Annotated in this window: 4 protein-coding genes; all 4 read left to right on the top strand. The window is 41.1% G+C overall.

Translation table 11 applies throughout. The features are described from left to right. Positions 1 to 279: 279 nt before the first annotated feature. Entirely contained in the window at positions 280 to 876 is a 597-nt protein-coding gene (rplL, locus tag KKC46_23070; protein ID MBU1056687.1) for a 50S ribosomal protein L7/L12, read from the top strand. A gap of 242 nt (positions 877 to 1,118) precedes the next feature. Then, the gene (locus KKC46_23065; protein ID MBU1056686.1) at positions 1,119 to 1,751 is read left to right on the top strand and encodes a hypothetical protein; all 633 of its coding nucleotides are present in this window, start codon (positions 1,119 to 1,121) and stop codon (positions 1,749 to 1,751) included. Between the two features lie 181 nt (positions 1,752 to 1,932). After that, positions 1,933 to 2,616 (top strand): hypothetical protein, encoded by a 684-nt coding sequence (locus KKC46_23060; protein MBU1056685.1) that lies wholly within the window; start codon positions 1,933 to 1,935, stop codon positions 2,614 to 2,616. Positions 2,617 to 3,192: 576 nt separating this feature from the next. Next, positions 3,193 to 3,434, top strand: a 242-nt coding sequence (gene rpsS, locus KKC46_23055; GenBank protein MBU1056684.1) for a 30S ribosomal protein S19, incomplete at its 3' end; no start/stop codon positions are given.

Below are 3,434 nucleotides of genomic sequence, written 5' to 3'. Positions count from 1 at the left end.
GTTAGCGAAGCCACACCTAACGGGTGGTCAAACAGTCCAGTCCACCCATCTCTGCAAATTTGCAAAACAATTTAGAGTTTTTTCAATAATACAGAAAAGCAAATTAACAGTCCAGAAAGCGACCTGTGCGCTTCAGCGCGCAGTGGTTGAGAGTAAATTTAAACAGTAAAATTATTTGCGTAATTATTAATTAATGGATGAAAGTCAAAAGTCCGTAAAGTTGAGAGGGTAAGTAAATTTTTTCCTTTTGACCTTATAGACTTTTGACTAAATAATCTTATGGCAGAAATTAAAAAAGAAACAATCAAAGAAGAAGTGGTCGCGGAAACGCCGGCGAAAACTCCGGTCGCAACCGAAACTTCCGTTCCTGCGGAAATAAAAGAGGAAATTACCGCGGTGGTTGCTCCAACTGAAAAAACAATTGAAGCAAAACCGGAAGCGACCGCAACACTGGCAGAAGCAAAAAAAGAAGAGGTGGCTGTTGAGGACGAAAAAGTGGAAATTCCCGCTAAATTTAAAACTTTGGTGGAAAGCATTGACACAATGTCAGTCTTGGATTTGCACGAATTAGTTAAATTATTGGAAAAGAAATTCGGCGTTTCGGCGACGGCGGTTGCGGTAATGGGCGGAGGAGCGACGGATGGAGCGGGAGGCGCGGAAGAAAAAAGTTCGTTTGATGTTGAGTTAACCTCGGCGGGCGAGCAGAAAATAGCGGTGATTAAAGCGATTAAATCCGCGCTGGGACTTGGTTTGAAAGAAGCGAAAGAATTGGTTGATTCCGCTCCAGCGTCTTTGAAGAAAGATGTGAAAAAAGAAGAAGCAGAAGCGCTTAAAAAGGCGATAGAAGAAGCTGGTGGAAAAGTGGAATTGAAATAATTATTGGACTGGAATGGATTGGAATGGACTGGATCGCTTCGCTAAACGCTCGCGAAGACGGATTTTGCGAAGCAAAATCCGTCCCTGCGAGAAGCAACCTTGGGGAGCGACGAAGCCACACCTACGGGTGGTCAAACAGTCCAGTTTGGAAATTGAAACAAAGCAGAGGAAAAATGGGTGGGGCGCTTCGCGCCCCGCCCATTTTTGTTGTCCTCGGCAAAAATATTTGCTAAAATATCCCTATGGATATTTTAAGCAAATTATTTGGCGGTTCCGCCAAAGTCAAAATAATGCGATTATTTTTGTCAAATTTGGAACGAGTTTTTGACAACACCGAAATTGCCACTCGAGCGAAGGTGGCTTTGCCGACTTTGCGGAAAGAATTAAACGATTTAAATAAAATCGGTTTGATCAAGAAAAAGGTTCATTATAAGGACAGCGAAAAAAACAAAAACAATCGCGCTTCCTCCTCGCCACAACGCCACAAAAGCGTAAAAAGTTGTGGCTGGATTTTAGACAAAGATTTTCCTTTGTTGGCTCCTTTAAGCAATTTGCTTATAAAAAAAAGCGCTTTCAGTCCAAAAGAAATAATCGCTAAATTAAAAAAAGGCGGTCAGCTCACCGCGGTCATTGTCGCCGGTGTTTTCATTCAAGACAAAGACAGCCGTGTTGATATTTTAATCGTTGGCGATAAATTAAATAACGCTTATTTAGAAAGGGCTTTGAGCGTGCTGGAGTCTGAAATAGGTCAAGAACTAAAATATGTGATTTTGGAAACAGCCGATTTTAAGTATAGATTAGGGGTTTATGATAAATTATTGCGGGATATTTTGGATTATTCTCATAAAAAAATAATCAATAAATTAGGTTTATAAATTTGTCTTAATAAACTTTATCCACAGTTTTTGTGTTCTAAATTGCTTCAATGATGATATTATTAAAAAGTATAAAGGTCGTTAAATCATAAAACCAATCTTGGATTGGGTCATCAAAATGCCTCTATAAATTTTTGGTGAATGATAATAATTATTATTAATTTTTAATTAAAATATAAATATGATATTACAAACTTGGAGCGAAGTATTACCGCAGTCTTTTCAAAACCTTTGGTTTGGAGTGATTGGTTTTGTTCCCAATTTAGTGGTGGCAATTTTAATTTTTGCCGTCGGTTGGGTAGTAGGGGCTTTGTTGGGAAGAGTGGTAATGCAGATGGTGAGGTCTTTAAAATTGGATAAATTGTTGCGAAGCACGGGCTTGGAATCAACTCTAAACAAAGCGGGCTTTCGTTTAGATACAGGCAAATTTATCGGCGGTTTGATAAAATGGTTTATCATTGTCGTCTTTGCGATAGCCGCTTTTGATGTTTTGGGGCTCACGCAAGTTAACCAATTTTTGCAACAAGTGGTCTTGCTCTATTTGCCAAGAGTGATCGCGGCGGTCTTCATTTTGTTGATTGCGGCAATTTTGGCTGAGGCGGTGGAAAATGTTGTGAAAGGTTCAGCCAAAGCGGCGGATATAAAAGTGTCCAATTTATTGGGCGCTATCTCCCGTTGGGCAATTTGGGTTTTCGCGATATTGATGGCTTTGTACCAATTAGGTGTTGCAGCCGCTTTTGTCCAGACATTGTTCACGGGACTTGTGGTAGCTGTTGCTTTGGCAGCCGGTTTGGCCTTTGGTTTAGGAGGCAAAGATGCAGCGACAGATGCGATTGAAAGTATAAAACACAGTATTAAGAAATAGGACAGTAATCTTGTTGAGGTTTTTAAAACACGCTCCTTAAGGAGCGTGTTTTGGTTTTTGCCCAAGAAAGTTTTGGTTGTTTGCGAAGACGACAATATCGGACTGGATCGCTTCGCTAAACGCTCGCGAAGACGGAAGGGACGGATTTTGGCTTCGCCAAAATCCGTCTTCGCGAGAAGCGACTTCTGGGAGCGACGAAGCCACACCTACGGGTGGTCAAACAATCCAGAAAAGTTAATCGTACCGTCACGCTTCTGGATCGCTTCGCTAAACGCTCGCGAAGACGACGGGCGAGGCGGAGCCTCGCCCGTCGACTTTTCTAACGGAGCAAGCAGTCCAGCATAATTCAAGGAAGCAAAGATTGACATTGCCCGTAATTTTGCTATGATAGAGCGAGCTCCGAATGAGGGGTTGTATTTTTTTGTTTGCGATTGAACTCTACACATTTTTCAATTAAAAACAACACGGAGAAAATCGCTCCCTAAACCAAAACTCTGTTTTGGTCGGGTGAACATTTTGAAAAAATGTTTTAGCTGCAATTTTTTCCTAAATACCTAAAACCTAAACAACTAAACCATGACCAGATCACTAAAAAAAGGTCCTTTTGTGGACCCAAAACTTTTACAGAAAATAATAGGCAAAAAACCGACGGAGACGGGTGTGGTTAAAACTTGGTCGCGCGCCAGCCAAATTGCGCCAGAAATGGTAGGTTTTTCTTTTGGGGTGCATAATGGTAAAAGTCATTTAGAAGTTTTAGTCACGGAAGATATGGTTGGGCATCGTTTGGGCGAATTTTCTCCCACTAAGAAATTTGTGAG

The sequence above is a fragment of the Pseudomonadota bacterium genome (genome assembly GCA_018817425.1).
Taxonomy (GTDB): Bacteria; Desulfobacterota; Desulfobacteria; order Desulfobacterales; family RPRI01; genus RPRI01.
Note: the sequence above shows the minus strand (reverse complement) of the source record. Positions and strands in the feature narration are given on the sequence as shown.